Origin of the sequence: Paenibacillus sp. MZ04-78.2, from assembly GCF_024213375.1 — a bacterium.
Lineage (GTDB): Bacteria > Bacillota > Bacilli > Paenibacillales > NBRC-103111 > Paenibacillus_G.
Genome location: NZ_JANAVJ010000001.1, coordinates 265,025 through 282,956 on the forward strand (window position 1 = coordinate 265,025; position 17,932 = coordinate 282,956).

Sequence of the window (17,932 nt, forward strand, 5' to 3'; positions counted from 1 at the left end):
AAACAAAAAAAATCGGCGTTCACGCATATTTGCCGATTTTTAAGCGATATCTCCCTTTTTTGGTTAGCCCTTCGACTTCCAACACCTTGAAGCGTCCGAACCCTCGAAGCGATACGACATCGCCCTGCTTCAGCGGCTTGCTCGGATCTTCCTCCTGCTTCCAGTTCAATTTGCACCGCCCGGCTTTAATCGGAACAAGCACTTTGGCCCGGCTCAGCCGATACACGTCGCTTACGATGCCATCCAGACGCAGCGAAGCGACCGATAAAAACATCTCGTCCAGCTTCGTTTCCGTCGCCTCGAGCTTATCGAGCGGCAATTGCTCCGTCCGCACATGCAGCCGGTGCACTTGACTCAGATTGAGCCGGATATAATCGGCAATTTCCGAAGCTACAAGAAAATGACAGCCGTCTTCCCGCACATAAATATCGCCGATTTTATCGCGCTTGATGCCAAGTCCGAGGATCGCCCCCATAAAGTCGCCGTGGTCCAGCTCCTTCAGCTTCTCGTCCTCGGAAGTAATTTCAATCAGGCTGATCTCCATCTCTTCGTCGTCCAGCACGCGATAATCCGGAGCGACCAATGCTCGCTTCCGTTCCGCGCCCGGATGTCCGCCGTCGAATCGGATCTGCACGTCCGGGTTTCGGTTGGCGAGTGTGGCCAGGATAAAGGTCTGCCGCGGGTCCAAAAAATCGGTCAGCTTGACCGTATGCTGCCCGGCCCGCTCCACCCATTCCGCCGCCTTATCGACAAAGCGGTGTTCGTCTGGATGGAAGTGGGCATGTAGATGTTCCTGCATCATCGGTTTACGTCTCCTGCCATATTAGGCTACCGAATAATGAAGCGTAGAACCGCAACGATTCCTTCCCCTACGAAACGCAGCGCAATCAGCGCGACAATCGGGGAGATATCGATCATCCCGCCGATCGGTGGAATGAAACGGCGGAATACGGACAAATACGGCTCACACAGCTTCCCCAGCATTTCCCCGATAAAGCTTTCTCGCGCGCTCGGCAGCCAGGAGAGCAGAACGTAGGCGATGAGCACGTACTGGTAAATCTGAATTAAAGTGCGAATGTAACCTTCAATGGAGTACAAGCTGTTCACCTCGTTCTTTCTAAGTACGCTATTCTTCGTTATGATGCATCATTTCCGAAATCGAACCGTGAATTTCCACGTTATCCGGAGTGCACAAAAAAATGTTCGGTCCGATCTTCGAGATGGAACCGCTGAGCGCATACACAGTACCGCTCAGGAAGTCAACGATCCGCGTAGCCTGATCCGGCCGGACCCGGTGCAGATTGACGACGACGGGCCGGTGTGAGCGCAAATGGTCGGCAATTTCCTGGGTTTCCTCGTAAGACCGTGGCTCATTCAAGATAACCCGCACGTTTTTTTGTGAATGGATGCTGACGATGTTCCCCTTATTTTTACGCAGTTCCTGCGCCGGGGTTTCAGCTTCTTCGCGATGCTCTCCGACGCGCTCGCGCTCCACGACTACTTCCTCTTCCTGCAGGCCGAGAAAGTTCATGAATTTATTCATTACGCCCATATCCTTTCCTCCCCGGAGTTTCATCTCTGTCACTCTTTACCTACCAAGACCGAACCAAGACGCACCCAAGTCGCTCCTTCTTCAATGGCCACTTCAAAATCGTTCGACATTCCCATCGATAAACCGGTCACTTCGTAATCGAACACGGCTTCCCGGTTCAGATTGTCCCGCCATTCGCGCAAGCCGCGGAACACTGGACGGGTCGCCTCAGGCTCCGCTTCATAAGGCGCCATGGTCATCAGACCGGCCACACGGATATGCTTCATGCTCCGCAGCTCCGCCGCAAAATTAAGCAGCTCGCCGGGCTCCAAACCGTACTTTGTTTCTTCCCCCGATATGTTCAGTTGAATAAAGCACGGAACCTCGATTCCGAGCGCCGCCGCTTTCTTCTCGATCTCTTTGGCCAGCGACAACCTGTCTAATGAATGAATATAGGTAAATCGTCCGACGACATCCTTTACTTTGTTCGTTTGCAGATGTCCGATGAAATGCCACACGCCTTCGCTACCGAAAGCTTCCCATTTGGCAGCGGCATCCTGCCAGCGGTTCTCGCCGACATCCGTCAGTCCGCTCCGCAGCGCTTGTCCCGTCGTTTCCAAAGAAACGTACTTCGTCACGGCGATGACGCGCACCTCCTCAGGGCTGCGTCCCGCGCGGGCGCAAGCCGCGGCAATACGTTTGCGGACTTCTTCGATTCGTTCCTGCAGTTGTATAGTCAAAACGTCAATTCACCTCACTTTCGGCCTGCCCGGCTATGGGGCGGTCCCGGTGTTGCCAAGCCGGAAGTCCCCCAGCCGCTATTCCCGCAGTCCGATCCATGCCGCCATTCTGCCGGTTTTTCCGCCCTCTTTGCGGTGCGAGAAAAACAAGTCGGTACGGCAGCTTGTGCATAAACCACTTATTTCGATAGAAGACGGCATAATTCCTGCTTTTATCATAATTTGTCGGTTTATTTGTTGCAAGTTCAACTTGTATTTTCCGTCGGGCTTTTTTTCATAGAACGGCGAAATGCCGGATTCGTTGGCACCGCTTCCCGGCGCAACCTTTTCCAGCACCTTGTCCATTCGCGCAATAACGGCATCATCCACCTCGTAGCAGCATACGCCGATGGAAGGGCCGATCGCGGCCTTCACGTCCCGGGGCTTGGTCCCGTATGCTGCGCTCATCGTTTCCAGCGTTGCCTTGGCGATTTGCAGTGCGGTCCCCTTCCACCCTGCATGCGCCAATCCTACCGCTTTGCGGACCGGATCGTAAAAATACAGCGGCACACAATCCGCAAACAACGCGTGCAAAAAAACTCCCGGTTCGTTCGTCACGAAGCCATCTTTGCCTTGCAGCGCCTTCTCCCGAGAATCGTTGCCCGCACCGCGCTCCCCTCTGCCAACTACCTGGATTTCCTTCCCGTGCACTTGCTCCGCGTATGTACACGATTTGAACGGCAGTTCAAGCGACTCGGCCAGCAATTTTCGGTTCGCGACCACGTCTGCGGGCGCATCCTCCACGTGAAGCCCGCAGTTTAAGCTGCCGAAGGCTTCGCGACTGACTCCGCCGCGTCTTGTCGTAAAGCCGGCCGTTACGGCCGGACGGGCGTTCATGAAACGCTCCAGCATAAGCAATTCACAGCCGTTTTCGGCTTGTCGGATTACAAAAGGTTCCATGGGTCCGCCTCCCGTCTTTTTACTACTCAGTATACACGAAGCGAAAAAAAAGAACACCCTTGTTCGTCCGGGTGAATACACGTCTGTCTTCGTTTGTCTTATCCGCGGGATTGGCGGTTGTACTCATACACGTTATCGGCCGGCTCCTGCTGGCGGAAAGCCCGAACGTCCTCCAGCTTGACCAGGACGACGTCCATGCCGATCTTGACGATATTGTTCCAAGGGATAATCACATCGGTTCCGCCGCCGAACAATCCGAAAAAACGGGAGGAATTCGGGACGACGATCGCCTCGATGCGCCCGTGCCGGAGATCGAGCTCCAAGTCGCTGATTTGGCCCAGCTTTTTGCCGTCGACGATATTGATCACGTCTTTGGTTTGAAAATCGGATATTTTCACGCTGTCACCACCGGGGAGGCATGTTGCGGAACGATTTTGGAAGCTTCACTGGCGGCACGTCTGCGAGTGATAAGTAATCCGCTTCGGCTCAAACACCTGAAAAAAACTCGCCGCGGATCACTTTTCACTCTACGACCAACTCGCCAATAGACGTTCCAAAACCAAAAAACCGGTTCCACAAATGCCCTTTTTTATACTATATGAGCAACTTGGGCAAAATGTCCTTGCCAGGCTATAAAAAAGCTTTTTATCGAATCAATAAAAAAAGACCGTGCCCGCAGCATTGTAGCGAGTCGGTCGGATCTTCGCAGGTCGGGCAAGCTCCCGTCAGTTTTTCACATGCTTCTGCATCTGGGATATGGCCGATTTCTCGAGCCGGGATACTTGCGCTTGGGAAATGCCGATTTCGTCGGCCACTTCCATCTGGGTCTTTCCGTCAAAAAAACGCATGGACAAAATCATTTTCTCGCGGTCGTTCAGCTTCCGCATCGCTTCCCGGAGGGCAATACCCTCGATCCACGATACGTCTTTGTTCCGGTCATCGCTGATCTGGTCCATCACATAGATCGGATCGCCGCCGTCATGATAGATCGGTTCGAAAAGCGACACCGGGTCCTGTATGGCATCCAGCGCAAACACGACATCCTCCTTCGGCACGCCGAGCGCTTCCGAAATTTCATAAATGGTGGGCTCCCGCGAATTTTGATTCGTCAGCTGATCGCGCACCTGAAGCGCCTTATAAGCGATATCGCGCAAGGAGCGGGATACGCGGATCGGGTTGTTGTCCCGAAGGTAACGGCGGATCTCTCCAATAATCATCGGAACCGCGTAGGTGGAAAACTTGACGTTCTGGCTCAAATCGAAATTATCAATGGCCTTCATCAGTCCGATACAGCCTACTTGGAACAGGTCGTCGACAAATTCCCCCCGGTTGTTGAACCGCTGGATGACGCTCAGCACGAGCCGGAGGTTGCCGTTGACTAATTTCTCTCTTGCAGATCGTTCGTTATTCGTTTGCAGGTCCACGAATAGTTCACGCATTTCCGCATTGGTCAAAACCGGTAGCTTTGCCGTATCGACACCGCATATTTCGACTTTGTTTCGGGTCACCGTGATTACCTCCCAAGGAGAAATATTACTGTTAATTATCTCCTCGGAATGCTTTTTTATGCGGTTCCTCCGGGCTCTCTACCCGCCCCATCGCCACCCGAAAATCGTTCAAAGCCTGTTCCGGCAAGGACGGTTTCGCTTTCATCGCCAATGAAAAAAACTTTTTCCAGTTTACACCATCTTATTGAACTCTTTGCGGAGCCGTTTGATGATGCGCTTTTCGAGCCGCGAAATATATGACTGGGAGATGCCGAGCATGTCCGCGACGTCCTTTTGCGTCTTCTCTTCGCCGTCCTGCAAACCGAAACGCAGCTCCATGATGATCCGCTCGCGCTCCGACAGCTTGTCAAGCGCCTTATGGAGAAGCTTGCGGTCGACCTGCTCCTCGATATTGCGGTAGATGGTGTCGTTTTCCGTTCCGAGCACATCCGAAAGCAATAGCTCGTTGCCGTCCCAATCGATATTGAGCGGCTCGTCGAACGAAACTTCGGTGCGAATCTTGCTGTTGCGCCGCAAATACATCAAAATTTCGTTCTCGATGCAGCGCGAGGCGTACGTGGCGAGCTTAATTTTTTTCTCGGGATCGAACGTATTGACCGCTTTGATCAAGCCGATCGCGCCGATCGATACGAGGTCTTCGATATTGATGCCTGTGTTCTCGAATTTACGCGCGATGTAAACGACGAGCCTGAGATTTCGTTCGATCAGCATGCCACGGATGGCCGCATCTCCTGAAGGAAGCTTTTCCAGTAAATATTCTTCCTCTTCGCGTGTGAGCGGGGGCGGCAGCGCTTCGCTTCCACCGATGTAGTAGATTTCGTCCGATTTGAGCCCCAACGCCAGCAGCAGGCGAAAATACATAATTTGCAGCATCAGCTTCCACTTGACCATCATGTTTACGCTTCCTCCCATTCGAACCTTTTTAATAGCCGGACATCCCCGTCGTGAAAACAACTTTGTTGCGGTCAAGCTTCGTTCTTCCTTTACAAGCACGGACTTGAGCTGCGGCAAGCCAGGCGGCAGATATCAGGTCCCGCTCGTGTTACATGTTGACTAGCGACGGATGAATGATGGCCTGATAAGCGTTGTCCGAGCTGAGTCGACCTCCGTCCAGTCCGATCAGCACTTTGTTTGCCTCAATCTGCTCGCTTCCCGTCGTGATAACGACCCGGTCCGGCTTGAGCGCCAGCATAAACTGCGTATTCCGGTTCACTCCACGATACGGCACCAAGCGCAAGCGGTCCTGCCAGATAAAGGGTTCGGTACCGATCGACGTCACGAGCTGATCCACTTCGGCCCGGCGGATTTTGACCAGCCAAGCTTCGGGAATGCGCTCCCCCCACTGTGCCGCTTCCATGACCATGACCGGCGTTTTCGTCAGCGGATCGTACAGTTGGTTACCCGTATCAATAAGCCCGATACAACTGGAGGCAAATTCGTCGATATGAACCTCCACCTTGGCCAAGAACGAGGTCAGTTCCTGCTTGCGCCTCAAGGCTTGCAGGACGTGACGATACAGCCATAATGCCAACGGGAAGGAAAAGACCAGCATCGTCAGCGTAACCCCCAGATCGTGGCTGAACAAGAGGCCATTTATGATTTCGCTGGAGGATTGCCAGAAGTAGGCGCACCCGAAGACGGCACCAGCTGCCATAAAATTAATGACGTAAAATGCGCCAAGGTTTCGCAAAAAATGCTGCAATCCCCCAAATCCGAAGGCGGTCAGCAGCATGAGCAGAGAAAGCGCAAATTTTAGCGCAAACGTAAACAGAAACGATAACGGCGGAAAAAACAGCATCACCGCATAGCTGCCCCCGATGGCTGCGGAAAGCCCCAGCCGCCACGGACGGTAACGGAGCTTGCGCGACCAGGCCGTCGTCCAGAGCAGCGCGCCGTCGATCAGCACGTTCATGAGGAAAATGACATCGATGTACACGACCATCTTCGTTACCTCCCGCCCTGCTTGCCGCGAATGAGACAAGTATATCCCAACCATATTCCAAAGTCTGTCTAAACATGCCGAGGGGGCGGTACTATTTTTGTCGAGAGGAGGGGGTTGGGGGGAGTGAGCGGAGTTGATCGAGCGGGAGTTGAAACTTGATCAGCGGGGCATGTGGCTGCGAGCAGTCGTATGTGCCTTCGGCCGCTGTTGAACTCGGGTTCTATTAAACTTACCTTGCGGTAAGAACCCGAGTTCAAAGGCGGCACGTAAACTCTACGGCACATACACTGCTCTCCGCCACACAAGCTGATCTAGCGAGGGCTCACTCCTCCCAACCAAGGGAGGAGTAGGAAGAAACTGCCACCTCTCGGTACGCGAGGAGCCGAAAAAAATAGCCGTCTCTATCCCTAGAGGCGGCTGTGCATTAAATAATATAGATTAGTCCATTACTTGTCTAAGCCGTTGCGATTGCGATTGCGAAGGAAAGCCGGGATGTCGAGCTGGTCGTTCGACGATTGGCCTCCGAACGGACGGAGGTTGCCAAGACGGTTGTCCGCAGGCTCCTGCGATGGATTGGAGGACGTGGTCGTTCCCGTCGTTACCGGTTTTTTGGAAGCTGACGATGGTTCTCTATGTTCAAAACCGGTGGCGATAACAGTCACCCGAATTTCGTCTTTCAAGCTTTCGTCAATGACTGCACCGAAAATCATATTAACTTCCGGGTCCGCAGCATCGGCCACGATATCAGCCGCTTCGTTGACTTCGTAAAGCGACAGGTTGTTGCCGCCCGTGATGTTGAGTAGCACGCCCCGCGCGCCGTCAATCGACGTTTCAAGCAGCGGGGAGCTGATCGCTTTCTTGGCCGCTTCCGCCGCGCGGCTTTCGCCCGAAGCATAGCCGATTCCCATCAAAGCCGAGCCGCGCTCGGTCATGATCGTTTTGACGTCGGCAAAGTCCAAGTTGATCAAGCCGGGAACGGCGATCAGGTCGGAAACCCCTTGAACCCCTTGACGTAAAACGTTGTCCGCCGCAAGGAACGCTTCCAGCATCGGCGTCTTCTTGTCAACGATCTCAAGCAAACGGTCATTCGGAATAATAATGAGCGTATCGACTTTTTCTTTGAGAGCAGCAATCCCTTGCTCTGCTTGCCGAGCGCGCTTCAATCCTTCAAAACGGAACGGACGTGTCACGACGCCGACAGTCAGCGCGCCGCACTCTTTGGCGATTTCGGCGATAACAGGCGCTGCGCCTGTTCCTGTGCCCCCGCCCATACCTGCGGTAACAAAGACGAGGTCGGAGCCTTTAAGCGCGTTGGCGATTAACTCGCGCGACTCCTCGGCCGCCTTCTTCCCGACATCGGGATTTGCGCCGGCTCCGAGTCCACGCGTGAGCTTGTCCCCGATTTGCAGCTTCATCTCCGATTTGGCGAGGTGCAGAGCTTGCGCATCGGTGTTGACCGTTATAAATTCGACCCCTTTCACGCCGGTGTCAATCATCCGGTTAACAGCGTTGCTTCCGCCGCCGCCGCAGCCGATTACCTTTATTTTGGCGAACCCTTCCATATCCATATCAAATTCAAACATACTAGCGTCTTCCCCCTCATTAGGCTTTCGTCGTACAAGCTACCCGAGTTTAAATAAATTCGCTTAACCAATTTTTAAAACGTTCCATGGCCGAGGGCTTTTGCTCTTGACCGGAAGACGCTTTTTTCGTCGTGACCAGCTTCTTGACGCCGGAGCTTTGTTTGGCGTGTCGCAAATATTTGGAGGCGTACTGGATAATCCCTACGCCGCTCGTGAAAGCAGGGTCGCGCACGCCGATGAACTCGGGAACGGCAATACGAACGGAAGACGCCAGTTCCACTTGGGCGACATTCAACAAGCCGGGCAGCGAAGCCGTCCCGCCGGAGAGCACATAACCGCCAGGCAGATCGGTGAAGCCAAGCCGCTGAACTTCCAAGCGGATCAGGTGAAATATTTCTTGTACCCGGGGCTCGATGATGTTTGCCAGATCGACCTGGGAAAACTCCTTGTCCACATTGCTGCCGATCCGGTTAACCTTGAACACTTGATCCGGGTCTGCATGCTCTACGATGGCGCACCCGAATTTCAGCTTGATCTTATCGGCGATGTCCGCTTGCGTCCGCAAGCCGTAAGCGATATCGTTCGTAATGAACTCGCCTCCGATCGGAAGCGTCGATGTAGCAACCAGATTGTTCTCGTTAAAAATGGCGATCGTCGTAGCTCCGGCCCCGATATCGACCAGCACAGTCCCGACGGCCTTTTCGTCCTTCGACAAGGCCAGATGGCCTGCGGCCAGCGACATCAAGATAAGTCCGGCTACCTTGAGCCCGGATTTCTCCACGACGCGGAGCAAATTATGTATCGCCGTTTTCGTACCGGTAACGATGGTTGCTTCGACTTCCAGCCTAACTCCGATCATGCTCCGGGGATCGTGAATCTGATCCGTTCCGTCCACCACGTATTGGTTCGGCACAACGCCGATAATCTCGCGTTCGGGAGCCAATGGAATCACTTTCGCCGCCTGAATGACCCGTTCAATGTCATCGTCGCCGATTTCGCGGTCTTCGTTCGATACCGCAACGACCCCGTGACTCGATTGCAGCGCAATATGATTGCCGGAAATTCCAACGTACACTTCCGATATTTGCACTCCGACCATTCGCTCAGCATGATCCACTGCGCTCCGGATCGACTGGACCGTTTGATCGATATCCACGATCGCTCCTTTGCGAATTCCCTGCGAGTCGGCAGATCCAACTCCAATTATATTAATGGCGCCGTTAACGACTTCTCCAATAATAGCACGAACTTTGGATGTACCGATGTCCAAACTAACAATGATGTCATTGCTGCTCAACCCGTGGCACCTCCTGTAACATAATTTCGATAATGAGCCTTGGTCAGCAAAACCTCCTGTAGATATTCCACACGGCTCGGCAATTCCCTCTTTTTTAGTTCATTTTTTTTCACGGCCAGACTTAAATTATACCATAATTTCAATTCTAGCACTATTCTAGCAGGTAGAGTAGCGTATTTTGCTTAGTTACGGGCCGTTTCCTGACTTTCCCGCTTCTTTTCGTCGGCGGACGATGATGCGGTATCGCGCTTGTCCGTCTCTTTGGAAGCAGGGGTTTTACCATCCTTGGTGTCCTTGGTGTCTTTTCCGTCTTTTCCGTCCGCGCTGCCTTTTGCATCCTTGGCGTTCGTTTTGCCCGAATCCTTGTCAAAAGGGGCATGCGTATCTGCTTCGAGCATCGTAATCACGCCCCCTGTTATTTTACTACTTTGCAGGCTGGCAATTAAAGAATCCAAATATTTCATTTTTTCGGGCAAATACTCAATCGCCGTCTCCACTTCATAATGGGATCGGGTGTACATCTTGATTTTATCGGGATATGAAAGTGTCGGTGAAGGCTTGATCTCGGACACGTCGGAGAAGTAAGCGGCCGGCATCTTGGACATGTTCAGGCACAGCTTGATCTTGAGCGGATCGTCCTTCGACCATCCCGTCAAGATCGGCTTATCCAGCGCAACGCCCTGTACCGTTAAAGGCACGACGCTGGCGTCGGCGAGCAGCGCCTCAATCTGGCCGTTTTCTCCAACTTGGTAAGCTACCTTTGGGTACTCGTGCACCTGAATGATCAGACGCCCCGGGAACTTTTTGGACACTTCGACCGATTCGACCATCTGTAGTGCTTTGACCTGCGATTCGACTTTGGAGGATGAGACGGAAAAAAAGTGGTCTCCCGCTTTGACGGCGGCCGCTTGGGTGATTTCTTCCTTGGATACGAGCTGCTGCCCTAGAATCTCAATCTTCGTTATTTTGCTGAGCGACGATTGGAAAAAGAGAATCAGCAGAAGCGTAATAAAAAAGATAAATAAAAACACTAGCAGCTTCTTGCTGCTCCGGCTTTTCGGATTCGGTTTCTTGATCACTGGGAGTCTGTCTTCCATAGGTGCCTCCTCTTCTGAACGCAACAAAGCCCGCATGGCAGGCTCTGTACGCATTTTGCGCCGGGCAGCTTGTCCCGGACAGGACGGGAGCCGTCCGCAGGCTAGGCAGGACGGTCGTCCTCGCCCGTATTGCCGGCATCGCCTGCGAGATCACGCAACTCCAATACGGAATATGTAAACCGCAGGGTATCCCTTCTCCCAAGGAAAAAGGGATATTCCAGCGGCTGTGGTCATATGGATGTATAAAGTGCTACTCCGTAGGCACCGGCGTCGTACGATGAATACCCGCCCCAAGGGACGCGAGCATCAGTTCAATCCGGTCGTACCCCCGGTCGATGTGATGGATTTGTTCGATGATGGTTGATCCCTGAGCCGCCAATCCGGCGATGACGAGCGCAGCGCCTGCGCGAAGGTCGGTCGCTTCCACGGTGGCGCCATACAGTCTGGGCACTCCCCGGATATAGGCTGAATTCAAATCTACCCGGATATCCGCCCCCATGCGCGACAGTTCGTCAACATGCTTGAATCGTCCCTCAAATACGGTTTCCTTCACGATGCTTACCCCGTCGGCAAGGCTGAGCAGTACCATGATTTGCGATTGCAGGTCGGTGGGGAACGACGGATAAGGCGAGGTAACGATCCTCTCCACCGATTTGGGCCGGCCGAGAGCGCACACATTCATTATATCACCGTTAATTGCGATTTGAATACCTGCCCGCTTGAGCACATGAATGGCGGAGGTTAGATGAGCCGGACAAACCTTCTCCAGCGTCACGTTTCCTCTTGTAACCGCAGCGGCAATCATCAGCGTGCCGGCTACGATGCGATCGGGAATGATCCGGTAAGTACAGGGGGTTAGTTCCGATACGCCTTCGATGGTGATCGTATCCGTACCGGCGCCGATAATACGAGCGCCCATGGCGTTCAAAAAGTTTTGTAAATCTTGAATCTCAGGCTCTCGGGCCGCATTGGTGATCGTTGTCATCCCCCGGGCCATCGCGGCAGCCATCATGATGTTTTCGGTCGCGCCCACGCTCGGATAATCGAGCACAATTTCCGCACCCTGCAGCTCATTGGCCGTACACACGATCTGGCTGCCGTTTTCCTCGATATGCGCTCCCAGAGCTGCCAGCCCTTGCAAGTGCAGATCGATTTTTCGCTCGCCGATCGCGCAGCCGCCCGGTTGATACAGCTCCACGCGTCCGAGGCGGGAAAGCAGCGGGCCCATCAAAAAAATGGAGGATCGCATTTGGCTCATCAGGCTTTCGGGAATATGAAACTGATGAACGGCGTTCGTACTCACGATGACGTTATCCCCGACCAACTCCGCCCTGCATCCCAGCGCCCGCAAAATGCCGAGCATCACATGAATGTCCGACAAATTCGGCACGTTCTCAATCGTGAATGTTCCTTCCGCCATGATGCTGGCTGCCAGAATGGGTAAAGCGGCGTTTTTCGCACCGTGAATTCTGATGGCTCCCGAGAGAGGTTTCCCGCCTTCGATAACCAACTTTTCCAAAGTCCCACCTCCGATTTACCGCTCACCTACCACCAATACTTCGGTTACAAGGCAGACGCCGAACTTCTCGTTCACGGCAGTCTTGACTTGTTCGATCAGGGTGAGCACGTCGTGGGCCGTCGCCTGCCCGGTGTTGACAATGAAGTTGGCATGCAGGGGCGATACTTCGGCTCCGCCGACCCGAAGGCCTTTAAGTCCGGCTTCCTCGATCAGCTTGGCAGCGAAGTGTCCTTGAGGATTGCGAAAGACGCTTCCGGCGCAAGCAAGCTGCAGCGGCTGCGTCCGCAGCCTCCGGTCTTTGTACGACGCGAGTGTAGCGGCGATCTCCTTGCGGTCGCCATACCGCAGCTGGAATACCGCCTCAGTCACAATCCCCGGCTTCGTCTGCAGAATCGAATGTCGGTAAGCATAAGCCAAATCCTCATTGTTCAGCGTCACCAACTCCCCTGTCGGGAGCAGTACTTCAGCCCGCAATAAGATGCGTGACACATCAGACCCGTGCGCCCCGGCATTCATGTAGACGGCGCCTCCCACGGTTCCCGGAATACCCCCCGCGAACTCCAGGCCGGTCAATCCTTCCTTGCCCGCCATCACCGACAGCTTAATGAACGAATAGGCTCCGCCGGCATAGACGAGTTCCCCTTCGAACCTTACGGTTTCCAGAGCATCCCCGAGCTTAATGACCACGCCCCGTATCCCTTTGTCGGTTACAAGCATGTTGGAGCCCCGCCCTAGAGCCGTCCATGGAATCTGGTGCCGGTTCAGCAGCTTTACCGCATCGATAAGCTGCGATCGCGTACGAGGAATGAGCAGAATGTCGGCCGGACCTCCAATTTTCCACGTGGTGTAGGGAGCAAGCGGTTCGTTCAGCCGCAACTCGCCGCAAGACCCGTTCAGCAATTCCGTTATGACCTGTTGCATGGGAAACCTCCTTCACAGAACGACGCGGCGTCCGGCTTTCCGGTAAACGAGCTCCGGAACCAAGGATTGGCGGCACGCGCAGGGCTACTGCGTTCTTGCCCGGGCTGCGCGCCGCTTCGCCAAGTGTCTGTCACGGTATAGTGTAGTTTATGTGAAACGTATCAGAGTGTGACAATCGCCTAGTGCAAAATTCACTAGGCGCGAGGCAAACAATAGGCTTCAAGCAGCTTCACGACGTGATCGGTGCCGTTGCCGTACGGATTTAACTCCATCCGCTGCCGAATTTCATCCTGCTCCGCAGACAAGCCACAGAGATTGGAAATCAGCGACTCCGGATTCAGGTCCTCCTCGAACAGCACTTTGCCATAGCCCATGCCCCGGAACGATTCCGCGTTAAGAATCTGGTCTCCGCGGCTCGCCTGGCGGGTCAAAGGGATGAGCAGCATCGGCTTGCGCAGCGCAAGAAATTCGAAGATGGAGGTGGAGCCTGCCCGCGAGACGACCAGATCGGCGCAGGCAAGCAGATCGGGCAGCTCGTCCTTGACGTACGCATACTGCCGGTAGCCCCGGATTCGGTCGAAGGAGGGATCGGTATTTCCTTTCCCACAAATATGAATGACCTGAAACCGCTCCAGCAGTGATTCCAGCGATTCGCGAACCGTTTGGTTGATCCGCTGGGCTCCAAGGCTGCCGCCCATAATAAACAGGACGGGCTTTTGAGAATGAAAGTCGTTCATTTGCAGTCCGCGGGACGCCTTCCCGCCCAAGATCTGCTCGCGGATCGGAAGACCTGTGCGTTCCGCTTTGTCTCCGCGGACATATTTCAACGTTTCGGGAAAAGTCACGCAAATACGGGAGACGAGGGGCATCGTAATTTTGTTGGCGAGGCCCGGGGTATAGTCGGACTCATGCGAAATGACGGGAATTCCCCTCAGTTTGCTGGCAACGATAACCGGCACGGTAACGAAGCCGCCCTTGGAAAATACGATATGGGGCTTAATTTTGCCCAGCAGCCGGTAAGCCTGACCGACGCCTTGCAGCACTTTGAACGGATCTTTAAAATTTTTGGCGTCAAAGTAACGCCTCAGCTTGCCCGAAGCGATATGATGAAACAGAATCCCTTCGTGCTCGATAATTTCTCTCTCGATCCCATCCTTGGAACCGATATATTCCATGTCCCAGCCGAGCTGGCGCAGCTTGGCCATCACCGCCAAATTCGGCGTCACATGACCGGCCGTACCGCCGCCGGTGAAGACGATTTTTTTCATAAAGGAAGGTCACCTCGAATACCGGGAAATGTTCAAAAGCACGCCGATCGAGGTCAGCATCAGCGTTAGCGAGGAGCCACCGGCGCTGATTAGCGGCAAAGTAATGCCTGTGACGGGAAACATGCCGATCACGACGCCGATGTTGATGATGACCTGTACGGCGATCATGCCGACGATGCCCGTCGCAAGCAGACTGCCGAACGTATCCGGCGCGGTAATCGCCGTACGCAGCCCCCGCCAGACCAGCAGGGTGAACAGCAGCAGCACGAAAGAACCGCCTATAAAGCCGAGCTCCTCTGCAATGATGGAAAAGATAAAGTCCGTTTGGGGCTCCGGCAAATAACTGTACTTTTGCCGGCTCATGCCCAGACCGAGGCCGACCAGCCCCCCGGGACCGATCGCGTAAAGCGATTGAATCGCTTGATAGCCCGCGCCGAGCGGGTCCTGCCACGGGTCGAGAAAAGCGGTAATCCGCTGCAGCCGATAGGGCGCCGCTATAATCAAGCCGACGAATCCGAGAATCCCGACCAGTCCGAGATACGATAAATGCAGCAGTCGGGCTCCCGTCGTGTAGATGATCAGCAAGGCGGCGCCGACCAGCACCGCGCCCGTCCCCAGATCGGGCTGCAGCATGATGATTCCGAAAGCGAGGCCGACGAGGCCAAGCGGCGGCAGCAGTCCCCGGGTAAATTGCGTAATGGCGCCCTGCTGCTCGGACAACCATTTGGACAAAAACACAATCATACCCATTTTCATAAATTCGGACGGCTGAATCCCGAACGAACCGATTCCGAGCCAACTGCGCGCTCCTCCGCGAACGACACCGATGCCGGGAATAAGCACCGCGACCAGCAAAATGAAACAGACGATCAAAATGATTTTGGCATATTTTTTCCAAATCCAATAATCGGTGTTCATCGTAAAAATCATTGCTGCGATGCCGAGCGCCGCAAACAGCGCTTGGCGTTTCAAATAGTACAGCGAGTCGCCGAACTCGCGAAACGCAAGCACTGCGCTGGCACTGTACACCATAACCACGCCTACGGCAAGCAACAGCAGCGTGGAGCCCAACATCATCCAATCCGGAGTCGAACGTGCTTTCACCATACCGCCCACACCTCTACCTCTCGGTAATCTGGGAAGGGACCTTTCACGCCGGATCAGCAATGCCCGCTGACAGGGCTTGTTCCCCCCTTTTACAGGTTATGCACGGACTCCTTAAACATGCTTCCCCTCTCCTCGTAGGAGGAAAACATGTCCCAACTTGCGCATGCGGGCGAGAGCAGCACCACGTCCGCGGGCTTCGCCAGTGCCTGCGCTTGCCGCACCGCTTCCTCTACCGTTTCTCGTGCACCCTTAGCAGCAGTATCGACGGTTTTAATCCGACTCATGCCTGCAAGACGCGCCACGCGGGCGATTTTTTCCTTGGTCTCTCCGAAGGCGACAAGGCCTTTCACCCGGCTCTGGAATGCGGGCAGCAATTCCATGTAATCCGATCCGCGATCAAGCCCCCCCGCAATCAAAATAATGTCCTTCTTGAACGATTCGATCGTTTTGATCGTTGCCGTAGGATTCGTCGCTTTGGAATCGTTATAAAAGAGTACGTCGCCCTTCTGCGCCACATATTCAAGCCGGTGCTCCACCCCGCAGAACTCCTTCAGCACCCGGGCGATCGTCTCCAGCTCCACTCCGGAAGCGACGGCCATGGCACTGGCTGCCAGCGCGTTCTCCACGTTGTGGCTGCCCGGTATTCCGAGCTCCCGTACCGGCACAATGCGGTGAGCTTGTCCGTCTTGATCGCGGTAAACGATCGTATGTACCGTATCTTCGTCCCCGGCGGCAAGCGGAGGCTGCACGAACAATCCGTAAGACAATTCCTCACGGACGGAAAAAGGCAGCACCGAGGAACGAATCGCGCCCGCCGTTTGGCGGCAGACCGGATCGTCCCAGTTCAACACAGCTACGTCCGCTTCCGTTTGGTTGGCAAACAGCTTCGTCTTGGAGATGACGTAATCGTCCATCGTCCCATGATAATCGAGATGCGTCTCGTACAAATTCAGCAGAGTGGCCACGGCCGGACGGAACGCACGTGTTCCTTTGAGCTGAAAGCTGCTCAACTCGACAACCATCCGGTTGCCCGCTTCGGCTTCCAAAGCGGCTTCCGTCAAGGCACGTCCGATGTTACCGGCGACGATCGGCTTTAATCCGCCCGCTTCGAGCATGAGACCGGTCCACGTCGTCGTGGTCGTCTTGCCATTGGAGCCGGTTATGGCGATCATCGGCGCCTTGCAAATATGATAGGCGACTTCGACCTCCGTCACCACTTCGATTCCGAGCTCAGCCGCCTGCCGGACGGGCTCGATCGTGTAAGGAATGCCGGGATTTTTCACGACGAGCGCAACACCCTCATGGACAAGTCCTTCGGGATGGCTCCCGCAAACAACAGAAATACCCAGAGCCTCCAATTCGTCGGCCTCAGGGCATAAATGGCGTTCTTTCTTATCGTTGACGGCGACGACCGCGCCGTTCTCATAAAACAATTTGGCGACTGCAACGCCGCTGCGCGCAAGACCTAGAATGACGACCTGACGGCCGCGGTACTGAGCGGGATGCTCCATGCCTACAACACCTCGTTAATGTAAAGTCCGATACCGGCCAAAATCAGCCCCGCCGTCCAGAACGAAATGACCACGCGCCACTCCGACCAGCCGGTCAATTCGAAATGGTGATGAATCGGGCTCATTTTGAACACCCGCTTCCCCCTCGTCTTGAAGGAGACGACTTGAATGATAACCGATAAAATTTCGACCACGAACACGCCGCCGATCAGTGCCAGCAAAATTTCCGCTTTGGTCAAAATCGCCACGGCCGCCAATCCTCCCCCGATGCCGAGCGAGCCGGTATCCCCCATGAACACTTTCGCCGGGTGAGCGTTGAATACGAGGAATCCGAGCACGGCGCCGACCATCGCCGCACAGAAGATCGCGAGATTCGGCTGCGAGTTATTCAAAGCAATGATCGCATAAGCGCCGAACGCGATCGCGCTGGTTCCGGCCAGCAAGCCGTCCAGACCGTCCGTGAAATTCACCGCATTGGACGTGCCCAGCATCAGAAAAGCGACAAACGGGAAGTACAACCAGCCGATATCAAACGAAAAACCGATATAAGGGATCCGGATGTCCGTGTTGTGTCCGGTCTGCACCAGCAGGATACATACGATGATCGAGACGGTGAGCTGTCCGAGCAGCTTTTGTCTGGCCGTCAAGCCAAGCGAGCGCTTGAACAAAATTTTAATATAATCGTCCAAAAATCCGACAAAGCCGTATCCGAGCGATGCGATAATGAGAATGAGCGTCTCGATGTTTTTTTCTCCGAAACGCAGCACAGCCAGCGCCACCGCCAGCATGATGATGATCCCGCCCATCGTTGGCGTGCCCGCTTTTTTCAGATGCGCCTGCGGCCCTTCGGTACGAATCTGCTGCCCGAATTTGAGCCTGCGAAGAAGCGGTATGAATAAAGGTCCCATAATGACCGCAAGCAAAAAGGCCACGCCGAGCGTGATCATGACTATTTGAAAATCCACCGGA

At 54.5% G+C, this 17,932-nt stretch carries 18 protein-coding genes; all 18 read right to left on the reverse strand.

Annotation, left to right across the window (positions count from 1 at the left end):
• Positions 1 to 19 precede the first annotated feature (19 nt).
• The gene (locus NLX71_RS01195; protein WP_254361670.1) at positions 20 to 802 is read right to left on the reverse strand and encodes a YlmH family RNA-binding protein; all 783 of its coding nucleotides are present in this window, start codon (positions 800 to 802) and stop codon (positions 20 to 22) included.
• Between the two features lie 26 nt (positions 803 to 828).
• Positions 829 to 1,098 (reverse strand): YggT family protein, encoded by a 270-nt coding sequence (locus tag NLX71_RS01200; RefSeq protein ID WP_254361671.1) that lies wholly within the window; start codon positions 1,096 to 1,098, stop codon positions 829 to 831.
• A 28-nt stretch (positions 1,099 to 1,126) separates the two neighbouring features.
• The gene (locus NLX71_RS01205; protein WP_254361672.1) at positions 1,127 to 1,552 is read right to left on the reverse strand and encodes a cell division protein SepF; all 426 of its coding nucleotides are present in this window, start codon (positions 1,550 to 1,552) and stop codon (positions 1,127 to 1,129) included.
• A gap of 29 nt (positions 1,553 to 1,581) precedes the next feature.
• A complete protein-coding gene (locus NLX71_RS01210; RefSeq protein WP_254361673.1) occupies positions 1,582 to 2,271 on the reverse strand; it encodes a YggS family pyridoxal phosphate-dependent enzyme in 690 nt (229 codons plus the stop codon).
• A 78-nt stretch (positions 2,272 to 2,349) separates the two neighbouring features.
• On the reverse strand, positions 2,350 to 3,210 hold the full coding sequence (gene pgeF, locus NLX71_RS01215; protein WP_254361674.1) for a peptidoglycan editing factor PgeF: 861 nt from the start codon (positions 3,208 to 3,210) through the stop codon (positions 2,350 to 2,352).
• Positions 3,211 to 3,308: 98 nt separating this feature from the next.
• Complete coding sequence (locus tag NLX71_RS01220) at positions 3,309 to 3,608, reverse strand: YlmC/YmxH family sporulation protein (protein ID WP_254361675.1); 300 nt, start codon at positions 3,606 to 3,608, stop codon at positions 3,309 to 3,311.
• Between the two features lie 327 nt (positions 3,609 to 3,935).
• The gene (gene sigG / locus NLX71_RS01225) at positions 3,936 to 4,718 is read right to left on the reverse strand and encodes an RNA polymerase sporulation sigma factor SigG (protein WP_010491950.1); all 783 of its coding nucleotides are present in this window, start codon (positions 4,716 to 4,718) and stop codon (positions 3,936 to 3,938) included.
• A 171-nt stretch (positions 4,719 to 4,889) separates the two neighbouring features.
• Positions 4,890 to 5,612, reverse strand: a complete 723-nt coding sequence (gene sigE, locus NLX71_RS01230) for an RNA polymerase sporulation sigma factor SigE (protein WP_254361676.1) — start codon at positions 5,610 to 5,612, stop codon at positions 4,890 to 4,892.
• 148 nt (positions 5,613 to 5,760) lie between these two features.
• Positions 5,761 to 6,660 (reverse strand): sigma-E processing peptidase SpoIIGA, encoded by a 900-nt coding sequence (spoIIGA, locus tag NLX71_RS01235; RefSeq protein ID WP_254361677.1) that lies wholly within the window; start codon positions 6,658 to 6,660, stop codon positions 5,761 to 5,763.
• A 446-nt stretch (positions 6,661 to 7,106) separates the two neighbouring features.
• On the reverse strand, positions 7,107 to 8,243 hold the full coding sequence (ftsZ, locus tag NLX71_RS01240; RefSeq protein WP_254361678.1) for a cell division protein FtsZ: 1,137 nt from the start codon (positions 8,241 to 8,243) through the stop codon (positions 7,107 to 7,109).
• A gap of 49 nt (positions 8,244 to 8,292) precedes the next feature.
• Positions 8,293 to 9,540 carry a cell division protein FtsA gene (gene ftsA / locus NLX71_RS01245; protein ID WP_090669944.1) on the reverse strand — a complete coding sequence of 416 codons (1,248 nt, stop codon included), beginning with the start codon at positions 9,538 to 9,540 and terminating at the stop codon, positions 8,293 to 8,295.
• A gap of 182 nt (positions 9,541 to 9,722) precedes the next feature.
• On the reverse strand, positions 9,723 to 10,637 hold the full coding sequence (locus NLX71_RS01250; RefSeq protein WP_254361679.1) for a cell division protein FtsQ/DivIB: 915 nt from the start codon (positions 10,635 to 10,637) through the stop codon (positions 9,723 to 9,725).
• A 250-nt stretch (positions 10,638 to 10,887) separates the two neighbouring features.
• Positions 10,888 to 12,156, reverse strand: coding sequence for a UDP-N-acetylglucosamine 1-carboxyvinyltransferase (murA, locus tag NLX71_RS01255; RefSeq protein ID WP_254361680.1), 1,269 nt, complete (start codon positions 12,154 to 12,156; stop codon positions 10,888 to 10,890).
• Between the two features lie 15 nt (positions 12,157 to 12,171).
• Positions 12,172 to 13,077, reverse strand: coding sequence for a UDP-N-acetylmuramate dehydrogenase (gene murB, locus NLX71_RS01260; RefSeq protein ID WP_254361681.1), 906 nt, complete (start codon positions 13,075 to 13,077; stop codon positions 12,172 to 12,174).
• A 194-nt stretch (positions 13,078 to 13,271) separates the two neighbouring features.
• Positions 13,272 to 14,345: an undecaprenyldiphospho-muramoylpentapeptide beta-N-acetylglucosaminyltransferase gene (locus NLX71_RS01265; RefSeq protein ID WP_254361682.1), complete on the reverse strand. Its 1,074-nt coding sequence runs from the start codon at positions 14,343 to 14,345 to the stop codon at positions 13,272 to 13,274.
• Between the two features lie 9 nt (positions 14,346 to 14,354).
• Positions 14,355 to 15,452, reverse strand: a complete 1,098-nt coding sequence (gene spoVE, locus NLX71_RS01270; RefSeq protein WP_254361683.1) for a stage V sporulation protein E — start codon at positions 15,450 to 15,452, stop codon at positions 14,355 to 14,357.
• 89 nt (positions 15,453 to 15,541) lie between these two features.
• The gene (murD, locus tag NLX71_RS01275; RefSeq protein WP_254361684.1) at positions 15,542 to 16,963 is read right to left on the reverse strand and encodes a UDP-N-acetylmuramoyl-L-alanine--D-glutamate ligase; all 1,422 of its coding nucleotides are present in this window, start codon (positions 16,961 to 16,963) and stop codon (positions 15,542 to 15,544) included.
• A gap of 2 nt (positions 16,964 to 16,965) precedes the next feature.
• On the reverse strand, positions 16,966 to 17,928 hold the full coding sequence (gene mraY / locus NLX71_RS01280) for a phospho-N-acetylmuramoyl-pentapeptide-transferase (protein ID WP_254361685.1): 963 nt from the start codon (positions 17,926 to 17,928) through the stop codon (positions 16,966 to 16,968).
• Positions 17,929 to 17,932: the final 4 nt, after the last annotated feature.

Bases quoted from the DNA above. Each gene is read 5' to 3' on its own strand.
- NLX71_RS01195 (WP_254361670.1), bottom strand. From the start codon at position 802: ATGATGCAGGAACATCTACATGCCCACTTCCATCCAGACGAACACCGC.
- NLX71_RS01205 (WP_254361672.1), bottom strand. From the start codon at position 1,552: ATGGGCGTAATGAATAAATTCATGAACTTTCTCGGCCTGCAGGAAGAG.
- pgeF (WP_254361674.1), bottom strand. From the start codon at position 3,210: ATGGAACCTTTTGTAATCCGACAAGCCGAAAACGGCTGTGAATTGCTT.
- sigE (WP_254361676.1), bottom strand. From the start codon at position 5,612: ATGATGGTCAAGTGGAAGCTGATGCTGCAAATTATGTATTTTCGCCTG.
- spoIIGA (WP_254361677.1), bottom strand. From the start codon at position 6,660: ATGGTCGTGTACATCGATGTCATTTTCCTCATGAACGTGCTGATCGAC.
- ftsZ (WP_254361678.1), bottom strand. From the start codon at position 8,243: ATGTTTGAATTTGATATGGATATGGAAGGGTTCGCCAAAATAAAGGTA.
- NLX71_RS01250 (WP_254361679.1), bottom strand. From the start codon at position 10,637: ATGGAAGACAGACTCCCAGTGATCAAGAAACCGAATCCGAAAAGCCGG.
- murB (WP_254361681.1), bottom strand. From the start codon at position 13,077: ATGCAACAGGTCATAACGGAATTGCTGAACGGGTCTTGCGGCGAGTTG.
- NLX71_RS01265 (WP_254361682.1), bottom strand. From the start codon at position 14,345: ATGAAAAAAATCGTCTTCACCGGCGGCGGTACGGCCGGTCATGTGACG.
- spoVE (WP_254361683.1), bottom strand. From the start codon at position 15,452: ATGGTGAAAGCACGTTCGACTCCGGATTGGATGATGTTGGGCTCCACG.
- murD (WP_254361684.1), bottom strand. From the start codon at position 16,963: ATGGAGCATCCCGCTCAGTACCGCGGCCGTCAGGTCGTCATTCTAGGT.